Origin of the sequence: Protofrankia sp. Cj5, assembly GCF_917627405.1 — a bacterium.
Lineage (GTDB): Bacteria > Actinomycetota > Actinomycetes > Frankiales > Frankiaceae > Protofrankia.
Genome location: NZ_CAKJTO010000016.1, coordinates 1 through 7,193, shown reverse-complemented (window position 1 = coordinate 7,193; position 7,193 = coordinate 1). Strand labels below are relative to the sequence as shown.

General features: G+C 69.6%; 4 protein-coding genes and 1 pseudogene. 3 read left to right on the top strand and 2 right to left on the bottom strand.

Features of this window, described 5'->3' with window-relative positions; translation table 11 throughout:
• Positions 1 to 255: 255 nt before the first annotated feature.
• A complete protein-coding gene (locus MJ777_RS05725) occupies positions 256 to 1,221 on the bottom strand; it encodes a hypothetical protein (protein ID WP_370652658.1) in 966 nt (321 codons plus the stop codon).
• Positions 1,222 to 2,264: 1,043 nt separating this feature from the next.
• On the bottom strand, positions 2,265 to 3,203 hold the full coding sequence (gene pheA, locus MJ777_RS05720; protein ID WP_239313807.1) for a prephenate dehydratase: 939 nt from the start codon (positions 3,201 to 3,203) through the stop codon (positions 2,265 to 2,267).
• 375 nt (positions 3,204 to 3,578) lie between these two features.
• Between pheA and larB the strand changes: the two genes are divergently transcribed.
• The 3 genes and pseudogenes from larB to MJ777_RS05705 form a co-directional block, all read left to right on the top strand.
• On the top strand, positions 3,579 to 4,517 hold the full coding sequence (larB, locus tag MJ777_RS05715; RefSeq protein ID WP_239373826.1) for a nickel pincer cofactor biosynthesis protein LarB: 939 nt from the start codon (positions 3,579 to 3,581) through the stop codon (positions 4,515 to 4,517).
• A complete protein-coding gene (larC, locus tag MJ777_RS05710) occupies positions 4,514 to 6,040 on the top strand; it encodes a nickel pincer cofactor biosynthesis protein LarC (RefSeq protein WP_239373803.1) in 1,527 nt (508 codons plus the stop codon). The genes larB and larC overlap by 4 nt, the downstream gene beginning before the upstream one ends.
• Before the next feature lie 250 nt (positions 6,041 to 6,290).
• Positions 6,291 to 7,193, top strand: a pseudogene (locus tag MJ777_RS05705) (hypothetical protein); the annotation flags it as partial.

Below are 7,193 nucleotides of genomic sequence, written 5' to 3'. Positions count from 1 at the left end.
AACACGCTCTAAGAGGCATCCGGCGACAGGGGACGCGGGATTGCGGGGCTGGGGCACGCGCTTCGCGATGCACGCACCCCAGCGCCGACCGCTAAGTGGTCGCCGCCGGAAGTTGTTCGGGGGGTGCCGGATGACAGACGGATGCATCGTGAGGCGGAGAAGGCCCAGGTAGCGGTGTTCTACCTGGGCCGACGACAACGAGGCGAGGCGCCGTCTGGCGCCGGCAGACCCTGGACGAACGTCCGGCGGCGACCACTAAAAGGCTTCGCGGCTGGTCCCGCGGCTTGTCCCGCCTTCCCGTTGCCATTCACGCACGAACGCCGCGAGCTCCCGCACATCACGGACATCGCCGTGCGTCCGGGTTATCGCCAGCAGCTCGTCAGCCCGGTTCGATGCGGACGCCACTGTGCGCCCCCAGGAAATCCTGACCGCCTCGGTGGCCAGCGCACAGACCCGGTCAAGCTCAAGCCGTCCCTGCTGGACCAGGGCCAATGCAAGATCCAATCGGATCACCGAACGGAAACCGGGAGCATTCATCATGTCCAGCCGGGGCATGGCGATCTGTGCATGCTCCTCCGCGGCACGAGGCCGCCTGAGCAGGCACAACGCCGTGGTTGCGTTGTAAGCGACCTCCACCGGATGGAAAGTGTCGAAGCCAGGCCCAGGCGAGCCCCACTGTTCCACGGGAATCATGTCAGCAAGATCATAAGCGGTGTCCAATGCCTGGGCGGCAGCACGGACGTCGCCGAGCGCCGCAAGGGCTCGGGCCTCCTGGCAGACCAGACGCGCCCGTACCGGGCCGCCGCCGACATGGCGCAGCCCGTCCCGGGCAAGTTGCAGGGCCCGGTCCGGGCAGCCGTCGTAAAATTCGATCACTGCTGCGATCTCGCGGGCTGATCCTTGCAACGGGCCGTCCTGCGCCCACAGCCCGTCCGCGTATCCCTGCGCGGCCAGGGCACGTGCCGCGTCGGCCGTACCCAGTTTGAACGCCGCATCGGCGTGCAGGACGGTGATCCGGCCAGCAATAATCCGCAGCCGGCGGGCATCGGAGGCCCGTAGGGAAGCACCGCGCGCGAGACTGTCCAAGCCATGCCGCAGGCGAGCCGCCTGAGCCGCGACATGCGCCGGCGAGGTGTGCTCGTGAGCGCGCAGCAAAGCGGCCAGCCGTTCCTCGGCGTGCGCAAGCGCAACCTGCGACGGCGCCGCGGCACGTACATCCACCGCGTCCGCGAGCTGCCATCGCTGAGGAGCACACCCACCACGGTGACCCCGGCATAGAGGTGCAGCTGCCGGCGGTCCGGTGCTGGCGGTGCATCAGCGATTGACGTGGGGAGAGCGTGATACTCGTGCTCCACACGGCCGGTCAGGGCCGCACGCTCGGTGCCGGTCCACCCAGCGGCCAGCGGATCATGATCTGAACGGTCGGCTGCCGGCGGGTCGGACACCGGGCGATCATCCACGGAAGGACTGGCCTCACCCGGCCGCGACACCGGGGCGGGTAGTACATAGGAATCCGGATGATCGTCTGGTGGTGTGCGGGTGGCCGGGATCGAAACGGCCCGCTCCTCGGGCCGGACTGGCTGCCCTGCTTCCACAGCCGCCGGCCAGGGACTGGCCGGGCAAGCTGACGGGGACAGTTCGTCAGCGTGGGACATGGCTACGCACTCCCTGGTGTCCTGTCAGTGAGGCCACAATGTGGCATTTCCGCGCCCTGCAATCTCTTTCAGTGTCAGGAATATGACTCAAGGTAACCCGAGGAGGCGCGCCGCGACATACGCCCAGGGAAGAGGGCACGCTCAGACCACGACACACACAATAAGTTGACGTGTTGACTCAGGATAACTTAGTGGTCGCCGCCGGCGACCACTAAGAGCGACCGGCAATAGGGGACGCGGCATTGCTTTCCCAGCCATTGCCGCGCGATGCACGGGCACCCCGGCTCGCCGGTCGGCGCTCTGCACCTCCAGCGCATCCCTCCGCCGCCTCGCGATCCATCCACCCGCACGCCACTCCTTGATCCACACAACTATTACCGGTCGCTCGTACTGTTACCTCCGGTGAAAGTACGTCCTCCGCACAACCGTTGGGCCACATTTCTCAGAGCGTGTGTGAGATCGGGCTTTCGATCAGTGAGCCGCATCCAGGCGCCCACCGGCAAGGCGGAAGGCCGAAGCGATACCGGATGAGTTGTCTCGGTGTGGCCGACAACGCAGCCAGAGGGCGTCTGGACGCGGCGAGCCGGAATGACGATCTCACACGCGCTCTCAGGCATCCGGGTGATGATTCCCACGTAGCCTGGAAAGCCAGGCCGCCGCGCCGCGGAAAGCATCATCCGACGTGCCGGGCCGTATGACCGTAACCTGCCCATCCGCTCTCGGGTAGCTACCAAGGAACCGGACGTCAGCGCAGCTGCGGTGCAATGCCGAAAGCGCCTCGCCAACCCGCGCCTCGGCTATGTGGCCCTCGCAGTCGGCCGAGAAGCAGTAGCGGCCTAAGCCGGCACCGGTCGGCCTGGATTCCAGCCGGGTCAGGTTGATTCCCCGGACGGCGAACTCGGTCAGCATCTCCAGCAATGCGCCAGGATGGTCGTCGCGTTCGAACAGCACCACTGTGGTGCGGTCGGAGCCGGTGGGTGGCGGCGGCGCCCCCGGGAGGGTGACCAACACGAAACGGGTCTGCGCCCCGTCGACGTCCTGGATGTCGTCGGCAAGCACCGACAGGCCGTAACGAGGGGCGGCAAACGCGCCGGCAAGTGCGGCGTCGACCTCGCCGAGCTGGACGCGACGAGCCGCCTCGGAATTGCTGAACGCCGGTTCCCAGCGTGCGTAGGGAAGGTTCTTGCCGAGCCAGTGACGGCACTGCGGTTGAGCGTGCGGATGGCTCGAAACCGTGTGTACGGCGTCGAGGCCCGTACCGGGCCTGCCCAGGAGGGCGAACCGGACGGGAATCACGGCCTCGGCCTTGATCTGCAGGGGGGCGCCGACAGCGAACTCGTCCAGAATGGTCGACACCGAGCCCTCGACCGAGTTCTCGAACGGGACGAGGGCGGCCGCGGCGTCACCCTGACGGACCGCGTCGAGAACGGCCACCACGTCCGGCAGTGGATCAAGCCGCGCTCCACGAGCGATCACGAGCGTGAGCAGCGCCGCCTCGGAGAATGTGCCGGGGGGACCCAGATAGGCCAGCCGGATCGGCGCGGTCACGTCCGCGGCTCCACGTCAGGGGCCGGCGTGACCACGGCAATCTCGGCCGTGCCCAGCGGGTTGCGGACCGAGTCCGCCCGGACCGGATCTGCTGATCTCACCTTGGCGATCCTACGATCCCGTGACAGAGCGCATGAGGGGAGCCCGGCTCCAGCTGGTCATCCATCGCCTAAATCATGATCAGATGGTCGGATTCTCTCTCGCAGGGTGCGCGCCCGCTTCTCGATTCGGCACGGCACGGCACAGCGGCCATCGACGCAAAAACCATGATCGCAATGTCGCCGCAGCTGTTCGGCTGTTGGCAAAAATCGACATCAGTTGTCAGCGCCGCCCCTGATCCAGACGTGGGACGACCGGCCCCCGTAGGGTCGGAGCGTGGACACGGCGGATGTTCGGCTCCTGCTGGAAGCCGTGGCTTCCGGCACGGTCGAGCCGCACGATGCGCTGACGCGCATCACAGCCGGCCCGCTCGGCGACGGCAACGGCTGGACCGACCTTGGGTACGCCCGCGTCGACACGCACCGCGGGCTGCGCACCGGCGATGCGGAGGTCGTCTACGCCGCCGGCAAGACGCCGGCGCAGACGGTCGGCATCGTCGCCGAGCTGCGGCGCTCATCCGGCGCCGGCCATCCAACGCTGGTGACCCGCGCGGACGCGGCCACCGTCGCGGCTCTGCTCGCCCGGTGGCCCGGAGAACTGACCATGTCCGGCATACCTGCCCGTGATCCAGGCTCCGCGCCTGCTCCAGGCTCCATGCCTGCTCCAGGCTCCGCGCCTGATCCGGGCTCCACGTCTGCCACCCGGTTGGCCACCGTGGCTATCGGCCCGCTGCCGCCGGAGCGCGGCCAGGTCGTGGTCGTCTCCGCAGGGACCTCGGACGCACCGGTAGCCGCCGAGGCCGCGCTGACCGCCCGCGCATCCGGAGCGGGCGTTAAGACGATCATGGATGTGGGAGTGGCCGGCCTGCACCGGATCCTCGCGGTCCGTGACGTCCTTGCCGCCGCGGACTGCCTGATCGTCATCGCTGGCATGGAAGGTGCGCTACCCAGCGTTGTTGGCGGGCTCGTCGGTACACCGGTGATCGCCGTTCCGACCAGCATCGGTTACGGCGCGTCCTTCGGCGGCCTTGCCGCGTTGCTCGGGATGCTCAACTCGTGCGCGCCCGGCGTCGTCGTCTGCAACATCGACAACGGTTTCGGGGCGGGAATCTTCGCCGCCCGCATCACCCGCCGCACCCGCCGCGCGACGGCGAGGCCCACGGTCGCCGACAGCGGTCAGGAACCGGGCGGCGAACGGACCACAGTGGACGGGTGACCGACGCCGACATGCACCACGCGAACCATGCGAACCATGCGCCAGCCGGACCGACCGAGCCCGCGTCGACCAGACCGGCCCGGGTCGGCTGGCTCGACCTGTCCAGCGGAGCGAGCGGGGACATGCTCCTCGGCGCCCTGAACAGGGTGCTGACCGACACGGATCAGCACCCGGACGTGATCGCCAACGCGGTCGGAGCGCTCGGGCTGCCGGTCCGTCTGGACGTCAGCATGACCAGCCGGGCCGGCCTCGCCGCCGCCTGTGTCCAGGTCATCACCAACGAGTGGACCGGTAGTAACGAGTGGACCGGTAGTGAAGACGCGACACACCAGGACGGGCTGCCGGGGAGCGGGGCGCTCGGAAACGCGGCACCCGGCGATGAGCGCCGCCGTACCTGGGCTGACATCCGCCGGCTACTGGCCGGCGCTCCGCTCAGCGAAACGGTCCGCGAGCGGGCCCTGGCCACGTTTGCGGCGCTCGCCGAGGCTGAGGCTGTCGTCCATGGCATCCACGCCGACGAGGTGCACTTCCACGAGGTCGGGGCGCTGGACGCGCTCGCCGACGTGGTCGGCGTCTGCGCGGGGCTCGACGCGCTCGGCCTGGACCAACTGGTCGCGTCCCCGGTAGCGCTCGGCGGCGGGTCGGCCCGCACCGAACACGGCGTGCTGCCGATCCCCGGCCCCGCTGTCCTGGAACTGCTGCGTGCCAACGCAATGCCGGGGTATGGCGGTCCGGTGGACATGGAGCTGTGCACACCGACGGGAGCGGCTCTGGTGGCGGTCCACGCGGACGCATACGGTCCGTTGCCGGCAATGCGGGTGGCGTCCGTCGGCGTCGGCGCCGGCCAGCGCGACATCCCTGGTCGGCCCAACGTCGTCCGCCTGGTCGTCGGTACCGCTCCGCCGGCCGACACGCCACCCCGGACGGGAGCGCTGCCGGCAGCGCCACTGCCGGCAGCACCGACGGTGGACTCCGCCACCGCGCGCGTCCCCGCCGTGACCCATGCGCTGGCCGTGACCGATGAGCTGCTGGTCGAGACCAACGTCGACGACCTCGACCCGCGGGCCTGGCCAGAGATCCTGGCAACGCTGCTGGCGGCGGGGGCCTCCGATGCCTGGCTCACGCCGGTGCTGATGAAAAAGGGCCGGCCGGCGCACACCCTGTCCGTGCTGGTGGCGATGCCGCTCGCGGACTCGGTCCGGCGAGCGGTCTTCCTCCACACTCCCACGCTGGGCCTGCGGGAGACGCCCGTACACAAGCGGGCCCTCGCCCGTGCCTTCCGCACGGTGAACGTCAGCGGCGAACCCGTCGCCGTAAAGATCGGCATACTTCCGGACGGCCAGATCGTCACCAGGCAACCCGAGTGGGATGATGTCCGCCGCGCCGCCGCCAGGCTGGACCGACCAGCCCGTTGGGTGCTGGCTACCGCGGTGGCCCTGGCGTCGGATACCGTCCGGCCGAACGCTGCCCGGCCGGACGAGGGCACCGATGACGACGAGGCATGGGCACACATGCGATCCTAAGAGCGCCCGGCAACAGGGATGTGGATCAAGGAGCAGGGCTGGAGTGCGTGCATCGCGAGGCGGCGCGGGGAGCCACCGGAGGTGGTGGGTGACGACCGACGGCAACAACGCGAGATGCGCACCTCACCCTTCCGCCTTGCCAGGGGGCGCCTGGACGCGGCGAGCCGGAATGACGATCTCAAACGCGCTCTAAGGCCGCGACCGAGCGGGATCACGAACGGAGACGATCGACATCGACGCCCGAACGGACATGCCTGACTTCAATCGTGCTCCGGCGGACGATCCTGGCGCGGTCCAGTCGATGCCGTCACCGGCGCGGCACTATCCACTGTCCAGCCCGGCCGAGGCGAGCAACGGCGACCTGCGCTCCCCTCCGCAGGCCCAGCGGCGTCCGATGCCACCGCCGATGCCGCCACCCGGCGGCGAGCGCACGTTCGACCCGCTCACGAGCGCATGGCCGGGCGCCGCGGACGAATCACCGGCCGCCCGGCCATGGACCGAAGCGTCAACCTACGACCCGTTGTTCGACCGTGGCCCCGCTCCCGGCGGCTATCCGGGGCCTGGTGCCCACCCGAGCAACGCCGCGCCGACCCCACCACCGCCCAAACCTCGGGTGTCCGTCAGCACGCTGCGCCACGAGGAACGCCCGAACAACGGCCAGCCCGGTGCCCGGCCCACCAGCGCGCCCTCACCGGAGCCCCCGCCGGGTTACCAGCGGTCCAGCTACACCGACACGGCCCACCGGCCGGCGCCGCTGTACCGGGACGACAGCTACCCGCCGGATTTCGACTCCGCCGATCCGCTCGGCATCTCCGCCGGTGTGGCGAGCACCGCGATCGAGACGCCGCCACACTCGCCGATTTCGACAGTCTACCCAGCGCCGCCGCCGCTGCCCCTCCCCGTGGCTGATGAGCCGGTGTCCCCGTACTCGCCGCCGGTGGCGGCCGAGCAGTCGCCGGGAGCGTCCACGGCGCCGATCGCGCTACTGTCCAGCCAGGACCGGCCGTTCCTCGACAGCGACGGTTTTCCCGGCGGGGGGCGGGCCGAGAGCTCACCTCCCGACATCCAGCGGGTGCCGGCGCCATACCCGGACGACATGTATCCAGACGGCAGACATCCGGACGGCAGGTATCCGGACGGCAGGTATCCGGAC